The organism is Caballeronia insecticola, assembly GCF_000402035.1.
In the GTDB taxonomy this organism is placed as follows: domain Bacteria; phylum Pseudomonadota; class Gammaproteobacteria; order Burkholderiales; family Burkholderiaceae; genus Caballeronia; species Caballeronia insecticola.
This window is the reverse complement of record NC_021294.1, coordinates 854555-873544: the sequence shown is the minus strand read 5'-3', so window position 1 is coordinate 873544 and position 18990 is coordinate 854555. Positions and strand designations below refer to the sequence as shown.

The window sequence follows — 18990 nt, the reverse complement described above, 5'->3', positions numbered from 1 at the left end:
GCGCGCTGCCGGGTACCATAGGTTTTCGCGCGGCGGCATGGCCCGCGCCGCGCTTAACCGGACGGAGAAACCCGACACATGCTGAAGAACATCGATCCGCTGCTCAACGCCGACATCCTCCACGCGCTCTGCGCAATGGGTCACGGCGACGAAGTCGTGATCTGCGACGCCAACTTCCCCGCCGATTCGGTCGCCCGTCAGACCGTGCTCGGCCGCGTGCTGCGCCTCGATGGCGTGAGCGCGCCGCGCGCCGTGCAGGCGTTGCTGTCGGTGTTGCCGCTCGATACTTTCGTCGATCATCCGGCGGAGCGCATGGAAGTTGTCGGCGATGCGCAGGCGCTGCCCGCCGTACAGCGCGAGGCGCAGAAGGAAGTCGATGCCGCAGAAGGGCGCGCGGTGCCGTTCGCGCCGGTCGAGCGTTTCGCGTTCTATGCGCGCGCGAAAGCGGCGTACTGCGTCATCGCGACGGGCGAGCCGCGCGGCTACGGCTGCTTCATCTTCAAAAAGGGCGTGCAACTCGCCCCGGACGCGCCGCAGCAAAATTGACCGATGGACTAAGGGAATACCCTGTTGCTTTTTTGGGAACTTGTTGCATTGCAGCGTGAAAGGCGTATAGTTAGGGTTATTCCCTAGCTACTTACCCTGAGAGACGCTGATGAAAACCACCGCTCAACAATCTTTGGTCGTTTCGTTCGGTTCCTGGCTGCGCTCGGCAAAGGCCGCGCTGCGCCGTGAGTGGGATCGCGCGCTCCAGTTGCATCTGCAAAACTGCGAAATCCTCGTCGAATCGTATCGCCGCAAGTAAGCAACACACGGCGGTAACCCGGTCGAGCGCATCAAGACAACGCCCCGGAGGCTTCTAGCTTCCGGGGCGTTGTCGTTTCTGACGTCGAGTCACGCGTCGAATCCCGCATCGAATCACGCATCGAATCACGCTTGACATGCAACCAAATGGTTGCATAATGCGTTCATGGATGACGATTCTGTTTTCCGCGCCCTAGCGGACGCGAGCCGCAGACAATTGCTCGACCGGCTTCATGCCGCCAACGGCCAGACGCTGGCCGAACTGTGCGAGGGCCTACGCATGACGCGCCAGGCCGTGTCGAAACATCTGGGCGTGCTCGAAGCCGCGAATCTCGTCGCGACGCAACGGCATGGCCGCGAGAAGCGTCATTTGCTCAATCCGGTGCCGATCCACGAGATTGCGCAGCGCTGGATCAGCAAGTTCGAGCGCCCGCGTCTGGACGCTCTGGCCGATCTGAAACGCACGCTTGAAGGAGACGATCATGACTAGCAACGCCTTTGTGTACGTGACTTATATCCGCACGACGCCGGAGAAGCTCTGGACCGCGTTGACCACGCCCGAGTGGCAGAAGCAATACTGGTTCGGCGTGCACCAGGAGTCGGACTGGAAGGCCGGCTCGGCGTGGAAGATGCTGTTTTCCGATGGCCGCGTCGCGGACTCGGGCGAGGTGCTGGAAGCCGAGCCGAACAGGCGGCTGGTGCTCAAATGGCGCAACGAATTCCGCGACGATCTGAAGGACGAGGGCTGGTCGCGCTGCACCTACGAAATCGAAGCGCTTGACGAAGCCGTCAAGCTCACCGTCACGCACGTGAGCGAAGGCCGGAAGTTCATCGAGGCGGTGTCGGGCGGCTGGCCGAAGATTCTCTCGAATCTCAAGTCGCTGCTGGAGACGGGCGCCGTCGCGCTGACATCCAAATAACGGCTTCGCCAAAACAAAAAGCGCGCTGTCCTTTCGGACAGCGCGCTTTTTAGCGTCAGACGATACGACCCGTCAGATTGCCCAGCCGCCGAGATAGAACACGGCAAGCACCACGGCGATCGCCACCGTGCCAACGTTGAGCTTGCGCCATTCGCCCGCCACGATGCGGCCGATCACGAGCGTAGAGAAGCCGAGCATGATGCCCGTCACGATATTCGCCGACAGCACGATATACACCGCGCAGACGAGGCCGGACATGGTGTCGACGGTGTCGTCGAAATGCAGCTTGCTGACGTTGCCGAGCATCAGCAGACCGACGTACATCAGCGCCGGGGCCGTCGCGTAAGAAGGCACGAGTGACGCGAGCGGCGAGAGGAACATCACCGCGAGGAACAGCGCGCCGACGACCGTCGCCGCCAGGCCCGTCTTCGCGCCCGCCGCCACGCCCACCGACGATTCGATATACGCCGCCGCCGGTGCGCCGCCGAAGCACGCCGAGAAGATCGAGCTCAGCGAATCGGCGGTCAGCGCGCGGCCGCCGTTGACGATGCGCCCGTTCTGGTCGATCTGGCCCGCCTGGCCGGCCACCGCGCGGATCGTGCCGGTCGCATCGAAGACCGCGGTCATGACGAGGGCGAGGACGCTCGGCAGCACGGCCATCGAGAGCGCGCCCTTGATGTCCATTGCGCCGATCAGCGACGCATGTCCCGGTGCCGAGAGCGCCGGCCACGCAAACACGCCGTGAAAGCGCACGGACGGATCGAAGATCAGGCCGATCACCGACAGCCCGACCACCACGAGCAGGATGCCGCCCGGCACGCGACGGCGTTCGAGGCCGAAGATCGCCGCGAGCCCCGCCACCGACATCAGCACCGGAAACGCCGTGATATGCCCGAGCGATACCGGCATGCCGGCCGCAGGATTCTTGATGATGAGGCCGACATCGTTCGACGCGATCAGCAGCAGAAACAAGCCGATGCCGATACCCGTGCCGTGCGCGACGCCCACCGGCAGATTGCGCAGAATCCACGAGCGCACGCCAGTGACGGAGATCGCCGTGAACACGACGCCCATCAGGAACACCGCGCCCAGCGCGATGGCCGGCGTGAGTCCCTTGCCGAGCACGAGCCCGAACGCCGTGAACGCGGTCAGCGAAATCGCGCAGCCGATGGCGATCGGCAGGCGCGCCCAGATGCCCATCAGGAGCGAGCCGAACGCGGTCGTGAGACACACGGCGACGAACACGGCGCTGGTGTCGAAGCCCGCCTTGCCGAGCATGCCCGGCACGACGAACACGGAATAGACCATCGCGAGAAATGTCGTGATGCCCGCGACGACTTCGCGTTTCTCCGTGCTGCCGGTCTTTGAAATGCCGAAATAGCGGTCGAGAAATCCGCCGCTCGCGGTATGAACGTTTTCCGGACGTTCGGTGGGGGTGATGTCGATGTCGCCAAGCTGCTGGGCGGAGGATTCCATCATGAGCTGCTCCTTTATCAGCACGCTGAAACGGAACACCGTGCGCCGCGCATCAGCACGTCGGGCACTGCGGGTCCATCGTCAGGGTCGTCTCGTATGTAGTTCTGGATGAAGCCGAGTGATGTGCGCTCGCGCTGCACTCGGTCAGGACAGAGACTAGGGGAACAGAACGCGGGGTCCAATCCCATGAAAAACATGCCGGTCATGCCGAGGGGCTTATATGCTGGGAATCCCGCGCGGGGCGGGGCTCCGGCAAGTCCGGACGAGCACCGGACTAGGGCAAACGCCTAGTCCGGTGCGGACGCCATATTACGCGCGATGCCGGTTGCGCCGCATTACCTGATGGTGCGCGACACGCCGCGTCCACGCGGATCGGACATCGGCTCGGGTGTGTCGTCGTCGATGCGGATGGCCTGGATGTCGCCGTTGAAGCCCTGCATCGTGAACGTGTAGCCCTTGTCTTCGAGCTGCTTGACGACCTCCGCATCCAGTTGATGATACGGCTCCTGATAGATCGTGTTCACCGGCAGCAACTGATGATGGAAGCGCGTTGCGCCGACGGCTTCGGCCAGCGGCATCTTGAAGTCGTACACGTTCGTGATGACCTGGAAGATCGACGTGAAGATGCGCGATCCGCCCGGCGTGCCGATCACCATCGCGACTTTGTCGTCCTTCGTGAGGATGGTCGGCGTCATCGACGAGAGCGGGCGCTTCTTCGGCGCGATGGAATTCGCATCGCTGCCGACGACGCCGAACATGTTCGGCACGCCCGGCTTCGACGCGAAGTCGTCCATTTCGTCGTTGAGCACGACGCCCGTGCCTTCGGCGATCACGCCCGAGCCAAAGTAACCGTTGATCGTGTACGTGTTCGACACGGCGTTGCCCCATTTGTCGACCACCGAGAAGTGCGTTGTTTCCGCCTTCTCGGGCATCGACGTGCCGAGTCCCGGCTGCACGCTCTTGGTGTCCGACGGCGTATCGGGATTCACTTCCTGCGCGCGCTTCAGGAGATAGTCGTCGTTGATGAGCTGCGCGACGGGCACCTTGTAGAAGTCGGGATCGCCGAGATATTGCGCGCGGTCCGCGAACACGCGTTTCTCGATTTCGGCCACGAGATGAATGTACTGCGCGGAATCGAGCGGCACGTCCTGGAACTTGTCCTTGAGATCGGCCTTCATCTTGAGCAACTGCACGAGACCGATGCCGCCCGAACTCGGCGGCGGCGCGGTGATCACGCGATAGCCGTTCCAGCTCGCGGTGATCGGCTGACGCCACACGGCCTTGTAGTCCTTCAGATCGCGCGTGGTGATGAGGCCGTGGCCTTCCATCGACTTGGCGATCAGATCGGCCGTCTCGCCCTGGTAGAAGCCTTTCGCGCCTTTATCGGAGATGAGTTGCAGCGTCTTCGCAAGGTCGGGCTGCTTGAAGACCTGGCCCGCCTTCATGCCGCCGAAGTACAGGTCGAAATTGGTCTTGCCGGCGAAATCCTTCGAGGCGTTGTCGCGCCGCTGGATCAGTTGATCGTCGACTTCGAAGCCATCTTGTGCGTACTTGATGGCCGGCGCGAGCACCTGCTTCCACTTCAGCTTGCCGAAACGCTTCTGCGCTTCCCACATGCCGTCGACGGTGCCCGGCACGCCCACCGCGCGATGGCCAAAAAGGCTCATGCCCTTGATGACTTCGCCCTTGTCGTCGAGATACATGTTGCGCGTGGCGGCGAGCGGCGCGCGTTCGCGATAGTCGAGGAAGTACGGACGATGATCCACGTACAGCGTCATGAAGCCGCCGCCGCCGATGTTGCCCGCTTCGGGATAAGTGACCGCGAGCGTGAAGGCGATGGCGACGGCCGCATCGACCGCATTGCCGCCTTGCTTGAAGATTTGCTCGGCGGTGTCGGCGGCGTATTTGTCGGCGACCGCGACCGCCGACGCTTTCAAAACTTGCGGCTGGTCGGCCGTCTTCGCGTGCGCCGGCGTGGTTTCGACGAATCCCGCCGTCAGGAGCGCGGACGCCACGAAGGCGCTCAGCGCGAGGGATCGAAAGCACGGTTGTTTTTTCACAAGCATCTCCTACGTTCTCCTTTATTGCGTGCGACCAAGATCAAGCGCTTATACCATGCGCAACTTAAAGCTCACGGCATCAGTTGCCCGCCGTTGACATCGATGATTTGCCCCGTCACGTAGCGCGACATTGCTTCCGATGCGAGGTAGAGGAACGCGCCGCTGCAATCGTCGGGTTCGCCGATGAAGCCCATCGGAATGGCTTTGCGGAACGATTCGAGTTGCTCGGGCGTCGTGAAGCGTTCCTGGAACGGCGTCTGAATCACGCCGGGCGCGACGGCATTCACGCGGATGCGGTCGGGCATCAGCTCCTTGGCCATGCCTTTGGTGATCGTGCTGACGAAGCCTTTCGATGCTGCGTAGAGCAATGCGCCCGGACCGCCGCCGTTGCGCGCCGCGACCGACGTCACGTTGATGATCGAGCCGCCGCCGCCCGAACGCAGCGAGGGCAGCGCCGCGCGCGTGAACGCGACCACCGAGCGCGCGTTGATGTGCATGATTTCATCGAACAGTTCGTCGGTGACGGAGGCGAGCGGCTCGCGCTTGACGAGGCTGCCCGCGTTGTTGATGAGCACATCGATCTTGCCGAAGCTGTCGACGACTTGCGCGACGGCGGCGTCGATGGCTTTTGAATCGCGCACGTCGGCGCCGACGGTGATCGCCGAGACGCCGAGCGCGCGCACGTCTTTCGCGACTTCCTCGGCTTTGTCTTTCGAGCTGTTGTAGTGAACCGCGACGTTCGCGCCGTACTGCGCGAACGCACGCGCCGCCGCTGCGCCGATGCCGGTGCTCGCGCCGGTGATGAGGATCGATTTGCCTTTCAGATCGTGCATGAATGCTCCGTGTGAGTTGGGGCCGCCGTGTCTGCGTTTGCCGCCGCGCCGTGTCCCGTTGGCGCTGCGCCACAGACGAGAGTATGAAGCGAAGCGCGTCCGCACGTTAAGCGCGACGTCGACGAAAGAGGGCCACAGCATGCCCGATGCACGGAGCCGGAGCAAGCCGGGGCACCATTGGCGGGGCGGTCGTGTCGAATGAAACGCGGGCGGGGCGCCCGCAATCTGGCCGCCACCCATCAAGGAGACAGACAATGGCTTCGCAAGTCGATCCGATCCCGAATGACCGTCGCGGCGTCATTCCGTACATGGCGGTGGCCGGCTGCGCCAGCGCCATCGAGTTCTACACGAAGGTATTCGGCGCCACCGAAACGTTCCGGATCGACCAGCCGGACGGGCGCGTCGGTCACGCGGAGTTGTCGATCGGCGGCAACGTGATCTACCTGTGCGACGAATTCCCCGACTACGGTACGGTCGGGCCGCTGTCGGTCGGCGGGACGCCCGTCATGCTGCACCTCTACGTGACGGACGTCGATGCAGTCGCGCAGCGCGCCGTCGACGAAGGCGCGACAATCCTGCGCCCGGTCGAAACCCAGTTCTACGGCGACCGCGGCGGCAAGCTGCGCGACCCGTTCGGCCACGTCTGGTGGCTTGCAACTCACGTCGAGGACGTATCGCCCGACGACATGCGCGAGCGGGCGCGGCAATTGTTCGGCGGTTGATCCAGCCGTCGAGGGCTCAGTCGTCGAACGAATACCGCTCCACAACACGCTTCACCGCGTTGCGAAACGACGTGACGAGATCCGAGCGGATGCCGCTGCTCGGATAGGACAGCGCATATTCGTACTCGATATCCGCTTCGAACGGCCGCACGACGACGCCGTGCGCGCGCCACACCTTCGCCGCGAACGGCTCGACGATCGAAATGCCCAGTCCGCCCGCGACCATCGCGTAACGCGTGTGCGCCGTGTCGGTGAAAACGGTGTAGCGCGGCCGGTCTTCCGTGGCCGAGATCAGCGATTGCTCGGCCTCGTAAGGCTGGCGCGAATTCGGCAGCCAGCCGATCAGCTTTTCGCCGCGCAAGTCCGCCGGACGCACGGTTTTCTTTTTGGCGAGCTTGTGCGTGGCAGGCATCGCGCACGATGCCCGCGCCTTCAGCAACGTCTCCACTTCGATACCCGCGACCGCCGGAAACGCGAGGCTCAACGCGATATCGGCCTTGTGGTTCTGCAGGTTGACGAGCACTTCAGGCACTTTCACGGAATCCACCTTGATCGGCACGCCGGGATGGCGCTCGGTGAAATCGGCGATGACGGGCGGCAGCAGCGTGGTCGCAAGCACGGGCATGCACGCGACGGTGAGGCCATCGGAGGCTTCCTCGCGAATCATGTCGGCGACCTGTTTGAGACGCTCCAGCCCGAGGAAATTCTCCTCGACGGACTTATAGAAGCGCAGTCCCGCGGTCGTCGGATTCAGGCGGCCGCCGATGCGCGAAAACAGGCTGAAGCCGAGATCGGCTTCGAGATCGGCGATCAGGCGGCTGATGGCGGGCTGGGTGACGTGCAGCTTTTTTGCGGCGCCGACACTGGTGCCGGTCATGATGAGGCTGCGAAAAGCCTCGATCTGGCGGAAACGGATCATCTTGCAAACGGCTGTGAGGCGACTGTTGACGGCGACGCAGATCTTATAGGAAACAAGCACTTGCCGCTCTATCCCTGTGTCGCCGGTTCGTGACCGTAGTCACGGTTGACGGGTGAAACGAACGACTATTCGAAAAACTTAATGAGTATAAGCACATGTGAGTGGCATCCGTCTTATTGATGCGAAATACTCGCCGCCAGCCTGAAGCGCGAATGAAAGCGTCGATGTAATAAAAACGCGCCGAACGCCACAGCCCGCGCGGTTCTCGCATAATTTGAATACGCAGTAGAAAGGTTTTTGTTAGGTTTGCTAATGTTTCCTCTGTTTATCTTGTTTTGGATAAACAGAAGGGGCGCGAGCCGTCACGCGTCCATGCAATTTCACGCAATGCGACGTCGAATTACACGAGATAAAGAAGGAGGACTCCCATGAAGTTTTTTGCCGCTCACCACGCATCCATTCCGCGCACGACTATCGCCGCCGCCGCGGCGCTCGTGCTTGCCGCCGCCGCGCTGAACGCGACGGCCGCCATCGTGCCGTCCAATGTCACGCTCGCGGCGAAGCAGGAGCTGGTGCGCAATAACGGGTCGGAAGTCGAGACGCTGGATCCGGCGCTGGTGGAGTCGGTCGTGGCGGCCAATCTCGCACGCGATCTGTTCGAGAGCATGACCGGCACGAATGGCGACGGCGTGGTCGTGCCCGGCCTCGCGGAAAAATGGGAGCAGAAGGACGCCACCACCTGGATCTTCCATCTGCGCAAGAACGCGCGCTGGTCCAATGGCGACGCCGTGAGCGCAAACGATGTCGTGTACGGCTGCCAGCGATTCCTCGATCCGAAAACGGCATCGTCGTATGCAGGCGTGTTCGGGCCGTTCATCCAGAACGGCGCGGACATCGCGGCCGGCAAGAAGCCCACGAGCGCGCTAGGCGTGCGCGCCATCGATGCGAACACCGTCGAAGTGAAGACCGATGGTTCCGTGCCTTTCCTGCCGGAACTGATGTCGAATCCGAACTTCGGGCCGGTGCATCGCGCGTCGGTCGAGAAGTTCGGCCGCGACTGGACGAAGCCCGGCAACATCGTGACCAACGGTCCTTTTCAGCTGAAAGACTGGCAGGTCAACAGCAAGATCGTGCTGACGAAGAATCCGAATTACTGGGATAAGGCGAACGTTCAGTTGACGCAGGTGACGTATCTGCCGATCGAAGACGAAAACACCGACGTCAAGATGTTCCAGTCCGGCGACAACGACATGACGTACCAATTGCCGACGGGCACTTACGCGAAATATCGCCAGCAGTTTCCGAACGACATCCGCAATTCGCTGATTCTCGGCACGCGCTACTACAGCTTCAACAATCGCGATCCGCTGCTGAAGGACGTGCGCGTGCGCAAGGCGTTGTCGATGGTCATCGACCGTGACCTGCTCGCCCAGCGCGTGACCGCCGACGGCCAGATTCCGCTCTATTCCGTGCTGCCGAAGGGCGTAAGCGGCGGGAACGTCACGACCTACGACTGGGCGTCGTGGCCGATGGCGAAACGCGTCGAGGAAGCGAAGAAACTGCTCGATCAGGCGGGCGTGAAACCGGGCACGAAGCTCAAGTTCGCGATGAACACGAGCGATTACAACAAGAAGATGGCGATTTTCATCGCGTCCGAATGGAAGTCGAAGCTGGGTTTGACCATGGATATCGAGTCGATGGAATTCAAGGTGCTGCTCAAGAAGCGCCATGACGGCGATTTTCAGGTCGCCCGCAACGGCTGGGTGGCCGACTATAACGACGCGAGCACATTCCTGACGCTCGTGCAATGCAAGTCCACGCAGAACGACAACTTCAACTGCAATCCGAAGGCCGAAGCGATCATCAAGCAGGCGTCCGAATCCACCGATCTGGCGAAGCGCATGCAATTGCAAACACAGGCGGCACAAATCATCATGGATGACTATCCGATGCTGCCGTTGCTGCAATACGGCCTGCCGCGCCTCGTGAAGAGCTACGTCGGCGGTTATTCGCTCAAGAATCCGATGGATCATTACGGCAGCAAAGATCTCTACATCGTCAAGCACTGACGCCTGACGCAACGGAGAAACGCTCATGTGGTCCTACACGTTGCGGCGCGTGCTTCTCACGCTGCCGACGCTGCTGATCGTCATCACGGTCTGCTATTTGTTGATGCACGCGACGCCCGGCGGTCCGTTCGACGGCGAGCGCAAGGTCTCCGCCGAAGTGCTCGCCAATCTGCAGGCGAAATATCACCTCGGCGAGCCGCTGTGGAAGCAGTATCTGCTCTATCTCGACGGCCTCGTGCACGGCGATCTCGGCGCGTCATTCCGCTATGCCGACTGGAGCGTCAACCAGCTCGTGCTGCGGGCCTTGCCGGTGTCGCTCGCGATCGGCGGCGTGGCAATGCTGCTCGCCATCGTGATCGGCGTCGCGCTCGGCGTGGTCGCGGCGCTGCGGCGCAACAGCATCGTTGACTATGCGCTCATGCTCGTCAGCAATGCGGGCAACGTGTTTCCGTCGTTCGTGCTCGGGCCGGTGCTGATCCTCGTCTTCGCGATTCTGCTGAAGTGGCTGCCCGCGGGCGGCTGGAACAGCTTCGAAGTGCGCTACATGGTGCTGCCCGTCGCGCTGCTCGCGATGATCAACGTCGCGACGGTCGGCCGCGTGACGCGCGCGGGCCTGATCGAAGTGCTGAACACGAACTACATCCGCACGGCGCGCGCGAAAGGCCTGCCGATGCGCACCATCGTGCTGCGCCACGCGCTCAAACCCACGCTGATTCCTGTCGTGTCGGTGATCGGCCCGCTCGCGATTTCGTCGATCACGGCGGCGGTCGTCACGGAGTCGGTGTTCTCGATTCCGGGCATCGGCAAGCTGATCGTGAACGGCGCGGCCAATCGCGATTACACGCTCGTGCTCGGCCTCGTCGTGCTCGTCACGGTGGTCGCCGTGCTGCTCAACCTGCTGGTCGATCTCGCGTACGCGTGGCTCGATCCGAAGATCCGCTACTAAAGGGCGTCTCATGAAATCTGCTTCTCTGGCCCCCATGCTCGACCGTGCGGTGGCGGGCCGCAGCCCGTGGCAGGACGCGCGTGCGCGTTTCCTGCGCAACAAGGCCGCGGTCGTGAGTCTCGCGCTGCTCGTGCTGATCACGCTCGCGTGCATCATCGGACCGTGGCTGTTGCCGAACGCGTTCGATTCCACCGACTGGAACGCGGCCGGCACGCCGCCCACGTTCGATCACTGGCATCTCTTCGGCACCGACGACACCGGCCGCGACCTGCTCGTGCGTTGCCTGATCGGCGGCCGCGTGTCGCTGATGATCGGCGCGCTCGCCACGCTCACGTCGGTGACGCTCGGCATCGTGTGGGGCGCGGTCGCGGGCTTCGTCGGCGGGCGCGTCGACAACGCGATGATGCGCATCGTCGACATGATGTACGCCATTCCGTATCTGCTCATCGCGATCCTGATGGTGACGCTGCTCGGGCGCGAGTTCTATCTCGTCGTGATCACCATCACGGTGTTCTCGTGGATGGACATGGCGCGCGTCGTGCGCGGCCAGACGCTGTCGATCCGCTCGAAGGAGTATGTCGAAGCGGCGCGCGCGATCGGCGTGCCGACGCGGCGCATCATCACGCGGCATGTGGTGCCGAATCTGCTCGGCATCGTCGCGATCTACACGACCGTCACCGTGCCCGCCGTGATCCTCACGGAATCGGTGCTGTCGTTCCTGGGCCTCGGCGTGCAGGAACCGATGACAAGCTGGGGCGTGCTGATTCAGGACGGCGTCGGCGTGATGGAATCGTCGCCGTGGATTCTGCTGTTTCCCGCGGCGCTTTTGTCGATCACGCTCTATTGCATCAACTTTGTCGGCGACGGGCTGCGCGACGCACTCGATCCGAAGGACAGGTGAGCCATGCCGCTACTCGAAGTCAACAATCTGCAAGTCGAATTCAAGACGCACGACGCCGCCGTGCGCGCCGTCAACGGCGTGAACTTCACGCTGGAAGAGGGCGAGACGCTCGGCATCGTCGGGGAATCGGGTTCGGGCAAGAGCCAGAGCGTGCTCGCCATGCTCGGGCTGCTCGCATCGAACGGGCGCGCAACGGGGCAGGCGCTGTATCGCGGGCAGAATCTGATCGGCCTCGGCGATCGGGCGATGAACCGCATCCGCGGCAATCGCCTCTCGATGATCTTTCAGGACCCGATGAGTTCGCTCAATCCGTATCTGACGATCGAGCGGCAGATGACGGAAGTGCTGGAACTGCACAAGAACGTCACGCGCCGCGAAGCGAAGAAGCGCGCAATCGCCATGCTCGAAGCCGTGCGCATTCCCGAGGCGGCGCATCGCATCGGGCAGTATCCGCACGAGTTGTCGGGCGGCATGCGGCAGCGCGTGATGATCGCGATGGCCTTGCTGTGCGAGCCCGAAGTGCTGTTCGCCGACGAACCGACCACCGCGCTCGACGTCACCGTACAGGCGCAGATCCTGCAACTGCTGCGCAATCTGCAGCACGACTTCGGCACGTCGATCGTGCTGATCACGCATGATCTCGGCGTGGTTGCCGGCTTGTGCGAGAAGGTCATGGTGATGTACGGCGGCCGCGTGATGGAGCAATGCGACGCGCCGACGCTCTTCGCGAAGCCTTCGCATCCGTACACCATCGGCCTGTTGCGCGCATTGCCGCGACTCGACCACGACGGCGGCGAGCTGACCGGCATTCCCGGCAATCCGCCGAACATGGCGAATCCGCCCGCGGGCTGCCCGTTCCACGAACGTTGCGCCGATGCGACCGACGAGTGCGCGCATCGGGCGCCTGCGCTCGAAACTGTCGGCACGCACTGGCTGCGCGCGTGCCATCGTCCCGTCGACGAGATGAAAACCCGCTATCAGGAACCGAGCCATGTCTGACGCGACGATTCTTTCCGTGCGCGACATGCGCGTGCATTTCCAGGTGAAGGCGAAGAGCCGTCTGCCGTGGGCGCCGCGCCGCACGCTCAAGGCGGTCGATGGCGTGAGCTTCGACCTGAAGGCGGGCGAGACGCTCGGCGTGGTCGGGGAGTCGGGCTGCGGCAAGTCCACCTTGTCGCGCGCGATTTTGAACCTGATTCCCGCGACGGGCGGCGACATCGTGTGGATGGGCGCGCAGTTGTCGAACGCGTCGAAGCGTGAATGGCATCGCGTGCGCGGCGACGTGCAGATGATCTTTCAGGACCCGCTCGCGTCGCTGGACCCGCGCATGACGATCGGGCAGATCATTGCGGAGCCGCTTGTCGAGCATCGGCCGGACTGCGCCAAGGGCGAAATCGACGCCCGCGTGCGCGCGATGATGGCCCGCGTCGGCCTGCGCGAGCAGATGATCAACCGTTATCCGCACGAGTTCTCGGGCGGGCAGTGCCAGCGTATCGGCATTGCGCGCGCGTTGATCGTCGAGCCGAAGCTCGTGATCTGCGACGAACCGGTGTCCGCGCTCGATGTCTCGATTCAGGCGCAGATCGTCAATCTGCTCAAGTCGCTTCAGAAGGAGATGAAGCTCGCGCTCATTTTCATCGCGCACGATCTGGCCGTGGTGCGGCACATTTCCGATCGCGTGATGGTGATGTATCTCGGCCGCGTGATGGAACTGGCCGACAAGCACGTGCTCTACGACACGCCGCGCCATCCGTACACGCGCGCGTTGCTCTCGGCGGTGCCGGTGCCCGATCCGGCGGTCGAGCGCGGCAAGGTCGTGCAGATTCTGTCGGGCGATATTCCGAGCCCGATCAATCCGCCTTCCGGCTGCGTGTTCCACACGCGCTGCCCGATGGCGCAGGCACGCTGCTCGAACGAAGTGCCGGCCTTGCGCACGCTGGGGCCGGGTGCATCGGCGGCTTGTTTGTTTGCCTGAAAAACCCTCGCATCGATTATAAAAACTTGAAGGAAATAGCCACCCCGCAATAAACGCCCATTGATCGCGGCGGCACGCGCATGCGCGTGCCCGCCGGTCTTCAGCCCGTCCGCCTATTCACCTGTCCGCCTTTCCACCCGGGTTTTACGGGTTTCGGAAAAGGTCGATTAGGCATCCTTATTTTCGAAAGAAACGTCAGCAGTTGAATCAATAAGTGGAGATCTTTTCGTGAAAAAACAAAAACGTTCACTCGCGCTTTCGATTTTGTTGTTCAGCGGTGTCATGGCCGCGACCGTCGCCGCACACGCCGATGAAACCGTCACCGATGCGCCTTCGCGTCACACCGAAGCGCCGCCGGATTCGCCGCCCAACACCGAAGCCGACGCGCCGGTGAGCAATCAGGCGAAGGCGAAGGGCTTCATCGAGGATTCGCATCTGAATCTGTTGATGCGTTCCTTCACCGAGCACGACGAGTTCAAGGGCGCCGGCAAAAAGGATGCATGGGTGCTCGGCGCGCAGGCCGTGTTCGAATCGGGCTATACGAAGGGCTTGATCGGCCTGGGCGGCGACGTGTCGCTGTTCGGCGCATTCAAGCTGAACGGCGGGGTTGGCGCGGGCAATCGCGTGCATGTGGGCACGGACGGCGGCGGATCGAATCAGCTCGCGTGGGCGTATCCGGGCGTGTGGGACGTGAAGGCGCGCGTGTCGAACACGGTGCTGAAGTACGGTCAGCAGCTCTTCGACAACCCGTTCCTCGTGCCGCACGACAACCGCGCGCTGCCGCCAACGTATCGCGGCTTCTCGCTCGCGAGCGACGAAATCAAGGATCTCACGCTGAAAGCCGGTACCGTCGACGGCGTGCTCGCGCGCGGCATGACGACCGTCACCGGGCTGACCACCGAATACGGCGGCACGCATATCTCGCGCTTCACGTACTTCGGCGGCGACTGGACGCGCGGCGACGACACGGCCGTGTCGCTGTACGGCAGCATCGCGAACGATGTCTGGCAGCAATACTATCTGACGGCGACGCAAAGCATCGGCGATCCGAAGTCGATTCGCTGGACCGGCTCGTTGAACTATTACTACACCGGCGCGATCGGTGACAAGCGGCAGGGCGCGATCACCAACAACGCGTATTCGCTTGCGCTCGCCGGCACGCACGGCGCGCATACGGTGCAGTTCGCTTTCCAGCAGATCGTGAGCGACCAGACGTTCGACTACATCGGCCAGTCGGCGGGCGATTATCTGTCGAACTCGCTCGATGTGGACTACAACCAGCCGCATGAAAAGTCCGTGAGCCTGTCGTACACGCTCAACATGAAGGAGTACGGCGCACCGGGACTCAAGTTCACGATGTGGGGTGCTTACGGCTGGGGCGCGGACGGCAGCGCGATGGCCGACGGCGGTTCCGCACAGGCAGCCAACTACACGATCAACGGACAACCGCTGCACGGTACGCACTACGAAATTGGCGTAATTCCGAGCTATACGGTGCCTGACGGCAAGTTCAAGAACACGTCTGTCAAGTTCTACTACATGCATCATCACAGCAACAGCGCCTACTATCCGGACGGCACGAGCAACGTATATCGACTGATGGTGAATGTGCCCGTCAACGTGTTCTGACCGGCCCAAGGCAATCGGCTGAAAGCGTCGCGGTGTAAACCCTACAAAAATACCTGTTTACATTACGTTTAACTTTCATCTATAAAGAGACTGCGTGTTGCGGATTGCCATGTCTCGCCACGCTCATCGCCCGGCAGGCCTGTCTCTGCCGGGCTTTTTTTTGCCCGGAGAAAAACGCGCACTGTACCTTTCATGCGCTTACGGAATGGGTTTTCCCTCGTGAAAACCCGGTCATTTCTTTCGCTTGACTTACTTGATATATCACATATTGTGTATATGCGATGACATGTGAAGTCGTCGCGGGAGGCGTCGTTCGACGTCCGTACACGAATAGGCATTGTGCCAAGGAGACAGGCATGGGAACGGAGCAGATGAACCGACCGGAGGGGACGTCGCGCCTGGCGTCGCCGTGGTTGCAACTGGTTTTTGGCGTGATTTGCATGGCGATGATCGCCAACATGCAGTACGGCTGGACACTCTTCGTCAATCCGATCGACGAGAAGTATCACTGGGGCCGCGCGGCCATTCAGGTGGCGTTCACGATCTTCGTCGTGACGGAGACGTGGCTGGTGCCGGTGGAAGGCTATCTCGTCGACAAGTACGGCCCACGGCCGGTCGTGGTCGGCGGCGGGCTGCTGTGCGCGATTGCCTGGGCGCTCAACTCGGTGGCGTCGTCGCTGCCGCTGCTGTACTTCGCCGCGGCGGTCGGCGGCGTCGGCGCGGGCGCGGTGTACGGCACCTGCGTCGGCAATGCGCTCAAGTGGTTCCCGACGCGGCGCGGGCTCGCGGCGGGCATCACGGCGGCGGGCTTCGGCATGGGCTCGGCTGCGACCGTCGTGCCGATCGCGCACATGATCAAGGCGAGCGGCTATGAAGCGACGTTCCTGTGGTTCGGGCTGGGGCAGGGGCTCATCGTTTTCCTGCTCGGCATGGCGTTGTACGCGCCGCCGACGCAACTGATCGCGTCCGTGAAAAACACGGTCAAGGCCGCCGTCTACAACGCGAGTCCGAAGCAGGTGCTTCAATCGCCGATCTTCTGGGTCATGTACCTCATGTTCGTGATGATGGCCGCCGGCGGGCTGATGGCCACCGCGCAACTCGGGCCGATCGCGAAGGACTTCGGCCTGCACGATTCGCCGGTCTCGCTGCTCGGACTGACGCTGCCCGCGCTGACTTTCGCCCTGACCATCGACCGCGTGCTCAACGGGCTGACGCGGCCGTTCTTCGGCTGGGTCTCGGATCGCATCGGGCGCGAGAACACGATGTTCGTCGCGTTCGCGATCGAAGCGGTGGGTATCGTCGCGCTGTCGAACTACGGGCACAATCCGGTGGCCTTCGTCGTGTTGACGGGCATCGTGTTCTTCGCCTGGGGCGAGATCTACAGCCTCTTCCCGGCGACCTGCGGTGACACGTTCGGACCGAAGTTCGCCGCGACCAACGCGGGCCTGCTCTATACGGCGAAGGGGACGGCCGCGCTGCTCGTGCCGTTCTCGAGCGTCATCACGACGATGACCGGCAGCTGGCACGCGGTCTTCATGCTCGCGGCGGGCATGGCGGCGGTATCGGCGTTCCTCGCGCTGTTCGTGCTGAAGCCGATGCGCAATGCGCATTCGCAGAAGCACGCGCGCGCGGCGACGCTGGACATGTCGTACACGACCGTGAAGGAATAAGAGGGGAACGGCAGGGCGGGCGACCCGGCGTGTCGCCCGTTTCTTCTTGTCGAGCTCGCGCTGTCCGTGGGCTGCGACTGACGATGCGGCACGCGGGCCGCGTCACGGATGCGCGTTTGTCATGCCGCCGGCAGGTGGTCTCCTCGCTCGCTTATCCCGATGATTCGAGCGATCCCGCGGCAGCAGGATGGCGGTTCAGCGCGTCTACGGCGACGCGCGGAACGACAGCAGATGCCGCCTCGGATTGTCGGCGCCTATAACGGCGACGCCATACGCGAGGCGCGGAACACGTACGTCGATGCTGGCGGCCCACGCCCGGAAAGCCGGCGCCGCCACCGACGAAACGAGAGCGATAAGAACCAGACTGACGTGAGCGTTCATGCCTATCTCCATTCGATGTCGGCCTGACGATGCCGCCGACAGTGGGCCAATGAACGTAGTGTCGTCGTGGACGGCGCATGCGCCTACCCGGCACGCGCGGGGACGGCACGATTATTCAGGAGATAGCCGCGATCCCCGCATGAGGAGGGTGCGGCATCAGAACCGCGTTCCCACGTGGCAACCGCCGATGCCGCCGACGCTGCTGCCGTTCGTCGCCAGGGCGGCGGCGCAGCCGAAGAGGCCGCAGCCGCCGAGCAGCGTCGTCGCGAGCATGACGGTCGCGGCGAGGCAAAGAATACGAAGGTGCTTCATGGGGACATCCGGAAACGGGAAAGGCAGGACGCGATTCTCGCGGAACGCGACGGTCCGGATGTCAAAAAGCGTGGCCGTCTCAACCGGGTTTGCCGTCTTCGCGTGGCCGGAACAGCGGTGCCGCATACGCCGCGACGTACAGCGCGAACGCCAGCACCCAGCAGATGCCGGCGGCGAAGATCCACGCCGCATGCGACGACGGCAGCGCGAGCGGTCCGAACACGCGCAGCGCGCCCGCGGCCATGACGAGCGCATAACACGCGATATCGCGCCGGTCGGCAACAAGCGGGCGGCCCGTATGTCCGCGCGCGGTGCGCGTGATCATCGCGATGATCGCACCGCCGATCGCGCCTGCGCCGAACGCGTGCATCGCGAGACTGTGCGTCACGCGCGGCGTGCCGAGCGCGGCGAGCGCGAGCAACGCGAAACCGGCGGGCAGCCACGCGTAGGCGAGATGCAGGATGGCGAGAATCGGCCGACCGCGAACCGCGCCGGAGCGCCAGCCGATCATCCGCGCCAGATGCGCGCTGCCCGCGAGCACGGCGAGAACCGCGACGAGCGTGCCATCGACGGCGAAGGCATCGGCGATGAAAGCCGCCAGCGTCAGCGGCGCAACGCTCCATTCGACGACGCGCCAGCGCCGCGCCTTAAGCCCCGGCAGGGCGTTGGCGGTGAACATCGGGATTACGCGTCCGCCGATCACGCCGACCAGCAGCACCACGATGCCCGCCGACGCATAGACGGCGCGCATCGCGAGATCGGGCCGCGCATCGATCGAAAAAACGTGGAACGCGGCGTTCAGCGCGCCGAACGCCAGCAGCACCGCCGCGACGAAATAGTTGCGCCGGTTGCCCGCCTTCATGAGCACGCGCAGCAACAGCCACGCGACGACAGGCAGAAACGCGCCATCGACGAGCGCGGCGGGCAGCGCCGGGCCGCTCCACACGAGCACACGCCCCGCGAGCCACAGCACAGCAAGCGTTGCCAGCGTCACGCCTTTGGCCGTGTCCCGACCGGTCCACGCGCGCACCGCCGTCAGCAGAAATCCGACGATGATCGCCGCCGCAAAGCCGAACACCATCTCGTGCGCGTGCCAGCCGATCGGGTTGGCGCGCAGCAGATAGCCGCCCGCGAGCGGCACGCCGGACAAGACGAGCAGCCACACCGTGAGCGCCAGCGCGCCAAAGGCCGCACCGCACAGATAGAACGGCCGGAAGCCGAGATTGAAGAGCGCAAAGCGCGATACGCGATTCGGCTTACTGCCGCGCGGCGCAGCGACGAAAACCGGGTTGGGTTCGGCGATCTTCATGACATCCTCACAATGAAGCTGTTCCACGCACACGCGCAATCCGGAGCTGCATAGCGGAGCCGCA

The 18990-nt window shown here is 63.3% G+C and carries 19 protein-coding genes; 12 read left to right on the top strand and 7 right to left on the bottom strand.

Annotation, left to right across the window (positions count from 1 at the left end; all coding sequences use genetic code 11):
- Nucleotides 1-78 precede the first annotated feature (78 nt).
- From BRPE64_RS18170 to BRPE64_RS18160, 4 genes are all read left to right on the top strand, one after another.
- Nucleotides 79-546, top strand: coding sequence for an RbsD/FucU family protein (locus BRPE64_RS18170; protein ID WP_016354967.1), 468 nt, complete (start codon nucleotides 79-81; stop codon nucleotides 544-546).
- A gap of 109 nt (nucleotides 547-655) precedes the next feature.
- A complete protein-coding gene (locus BRPE64_RS33230) occupies nucleotides 656-805 on the top strand; it encodes a hypothetical protein (protein ID WP_160167934.1) in 150 nt (49 codons plus the stop codon).
- Between the two features lie 165 nt (nucleotides 806-970).
- Nucleotides 971-1294 carry an ArsR/SmtB family transcription factor gene (locus BRPE64_RS18165; protein WP_044042758.1) on the top strand — a complete coding sequence of 108 codons (324 nt, stop codon included), beginning with the start codon at nucleotides 971-973 and terminating at the stop codon, nucleotides 1292-1294.
- Nucleotides 1287-1724, top strand: a complete 438-nt coding sequence (locus BRPE64_RS18160; RefSeq protein WP_044042438.1) for an SRPBCC family protein — start codon at nucleotides 1287-1289, stop codon at nucleotides 1722-1724. Before BRPE64_RS18165 ends, BRPE64_RS18160 begins: the two co-directional genes overlap by 8 nt.
- Nucleotides 1725-1796: 72 nt before the next feature.
- Here BRPE64_RS18160 and BRPE64_RS18155 read toward each other — a convergent pair whose 3' ends face one another.
- The 3 genes from BRPE64_RS18155 to BRPE64_RS18145 all read right to left on the bottom strand — a co-directional run bounded on the left by BRPE64_RS18155 (nucleotide 1797) and on the right by BRPE64_RS18145 (nucleotide 6093).
- On the bottom strand, nucleotides 1797-3203 hold the full coding sequence (locus BRPE64_RS18155; protein ID WP_044042437.1) for an NCS2 family permease: 1407 nt from the start codon (nucleotides 3201-3203) through the stop codon (nucleotides 1797-1799).
- 332 nt (nucleotides 3204-3535) lie between these two features.
- Complete coding sequence (gene ggt / locus BRPE64_RS18150; RefSeq protein WP_016354962.1) at nucleotides 3536-5266, bottom strand: gamma-glutamyltransferase; 1731 nt, start codon at nucleotides 5264-5266, stop codon at nucleotides 3536-3538.
- A 65-nt stretch (nucleotides 5267-5331) separates the two neighbouring features.
- A complete protein-coding gene (locus BRPE64_RS18145; RefSeq protein ID WP_016354961.1) occupies nucleotides 5332-6093 on the bottom strand; it encodes an SDR family NAD(P)-dependent oxidoreductase in 762 nt (253 codons plus the stop codon).
- Between the two features lie 254 nt (nucleotides 6094-6347).
- On the opposite strand from BRPE64_RS18145, the gene BRPE64_RS18140 reads away from it, so the two are divergent.
- Complete coding sequence (locus BRPE64_RS18140) at nucleotides 6348-6815, top strand: VOC family protein (RefSeq protein ID WP_016354960.1); 468 nt, start codon at nucleotides 6348-6350, stop codon at nucleotides 6813-6815.
- Nucleotides 6816-6831: 16 nt separating this feature from the next.
- On the opposite strand, the gene BRPE64_RS18135 is transcribed toward BRPE64_RS18140, so the two are convergent.
- Nucleotides 6832-7734, bottom strand: coding sequence for a LysR substrate-binding domain-containing protein (locus BRPE64_RS18135; RefSeq protein ID WP_044042436.1), 903 nt, complete (start codon nucleotides 7732-7734; stop codon nucleotides 6832-6834).
- 428 nt (nucleotides 7735-8162) lie between these two features.
- On the opposite strand from BRPE64_RS18135, the gene BRPE64_RS18130 reads away from it, so the two are divergent.
- From BRPE64_RS18130 to oxlT, 7 genes are all read left to right on the top strand, one after another.
- Entirely contained in the window at nucleotides 8163-9803 is a 1641-nt protein-coding gene (locus BRPE64_RS18130; protein WP_016354958.1) for a peptide ABC transporter substrate-binding protein, read from the top strand.
- Between the two features lie 25 nt (nucleotides 9804-9828).
- Complete coding sequence (oppB, locus tag BRPE64_RS18125; RefSeq protein WP_016354957.1) at nucleotides 9829-10749, top strand: oligopeptide ABC transporter permease OppB; 921 nt, start codon at nucleotides 9829-9831, stop codon at nucleotides 10747-10749.
- A gap of 10 nt (nucleotides 10750-10759) precedes the next feature.
- The gene (locus BRPE64_RS18120; RefSeq protein ID WP_051180458.1) at nucleotides 10760-11650 is read left to right on the top strand and encodes an ABC transporter permease; all 891 of its coding nucleotides are present in this window, start codon (nucleotides 10760-10762) and stop codon (nucleotides 11648-11650) included.
- 3 nt (nucleotides 11651-11653) lie between these two features.
- On the top strand, nucleotides 11654-12649 hold the full coding sequence (locus tag BRPE64_RS18115; protein WP_016354955.1) for an ABC transporter ATP-binding protein: 996 nt from the start codon (nucleotides 11654-11656) through the stop codon (nucleotides 12647-12649).
- On the top strand, nucleotides 12642-13625 hold the full coding sequence (gene oppF, locus BRPE64_RS18110; RefSeq protein ID WP_016354954.1) for a murein tripeptide/oligopeptide ABC transporter ATP binding protein OppF: 984 nt from the start codon (nucleotides 12642-12644) through the stop codon (nucleotides 13623-13625). Before BRPE64_RS18115 ends, oppF begins: the two co-directional genes overlap by 8 nt.
- 228 nt (nucleotides 13626-13853) lie before the next feature.
- Complete coding sequence (locus BRPE64_RS18105; RefSeq protein WP_016354953.1) at nucleotides 13854-15254, top strand: OprD family outer membrane porin; 1401 nt, start codon at nucleotides 13854-13856, stop codon at nucleotides 15252-15254.
- 356 nt (nucleotides 15255-15610) lie between these two features.
- Nucleotides 15611-16924: an oxalate/formate MFS antiporter gene (oxlT, locus tag BRPE64_RS18100; RefSeq protein ID WP_016354951.1), complete on the top strand. Its 1314-nt coding sequence runs from the start codon at nucleotides 15611-15613 to the stop codon at nucleotides 16922-16924.
- 204 nt (nucleotides 16925-17128) lie between these two features.
- Here the strand turns inward: oxlT and BRPE64_RS33225 are convergent, their stop codons facing one another.
- The 3 genes from BRPE64_RS33225 to BRPE64_RS18090 all read right to left on the bottom strand — a co-directional run bounded on the left by BRPE64_RS33225 (nucleotide 17129) and on the right by BRPE64_RS18090 (nucleotide 18926).
- Complete coding sequence (locus BRPE64_RS33225; protein WP_160167933.1) at nucleotides 17129-17305, bottom strand: hypothetical protein; 177 nt, start codon at nucleotides 17303-17305, stop codon at nucleotides 17129-17131.
- 156 nt (nucleotides 17306-17461) lie between these two features.
- Nucleotides 17462-17617 carry a hypothetical protein gene (locus BRPE64_RS33455; RefSeq protein WP_016354949.1) on the bottom strand — a complete coding sequence of 52 codons (156 nt, stop codon included), beginning with the start codon at nucleotides 17615-17617 and terminating at the stop codon, nucleotides 17462-17464.
- 79 nt (nucleotides 17618-17696) lie between these two features.
- Nucleotides 17697-18926, bottom strand: coding sequence for an NnrS family protein (locus BRPE64_RS18090; protein WP_016354948.1), 1230 nt, complete (start codon nucleotides 18924-18926; stop codon nucleotides 17697-17699).
- Nucleotides 18927-18990 lie beyond the last annotated feature (64 nt).